The sequence below is a fragment of the Burkholderia sp. HMSC10F09 genome (assembly GCF_001806955.1).
Classification (GTDB): domain Bacteria; phylum Pseudomonadota; class Gammaproteobacteria; order Burkholderiales; family Burkholderiaceae; genus Burkholderia; species Burkholderia multivorans.
The window spans coordinates 1-567 of the sequence record NZ_KV786570.1 but is presented as its reverse complement, the minus strand read 5'-3'; the positions used below and the strand labels follow the sequence as shown (position 1 = coordinate 567).

The following is a 567-nucleotide window of genomic DNA, read 5'->3' as shown; positions in this document are numbered from 1 at the left end:
TGCAGGAACGTCCAGTCGCTTTCGAAATGCTGGCGCTGAATGTCGCGCTTGGGCCATACCTTGTTCGGCCGAGGCGTCGTCAGCCGTTTATCCACCGGAAACGGATAGACCGACAGCACGGCGTCCGTGATCTCGACAACCGACATGTCCTGGAAAAGGCGGCAGTCGCTATTCTTGGTCGCATGCCAGAGCCACGGTCGCAACGTCAGCGCATAGACGATCGATCGGCCGTCTTCGCGAACGATCGTCGCCTGACTGACAATGCCGGTGATCTCGCGCATGCCTGCGCCGATATTTCCCATTCCGGCACTACCGGCAAGGCCCGGAATGAAATGCCCCCGGCCTTCGAGCTGAATCGATACGGTCACCTCCGTGCCGATCAACGCATCGAGATCGACGTTCGCCGCGACGCTCGGCGAGAACGCGAGTGCGTCCGGCGTCTTCAGTTCCAGGACGTATTCGAACAACTCGCCTATCGTCTCGCCGCCCGTGAGCCTCACCGGCGTCAGGAGCGATTGGCCACCGTACGTCGGCAACGCCGCGCCGGAAACCGATAGCGTCCGTGAT

General features: G+C 61.6%; 1 protein-coding gene. It reads right to left on the bottom strand.

Going from position 1 to position 567, the window contains the following annotated elements:
* Window positions 1–567, bottom strand: a 567-nt coding sequence (locus HMPREF3115_RS05070) for a phage late control D family protein (protein ID WP_176748738.1), incomplete at both ends; no start/stop codon positions are given.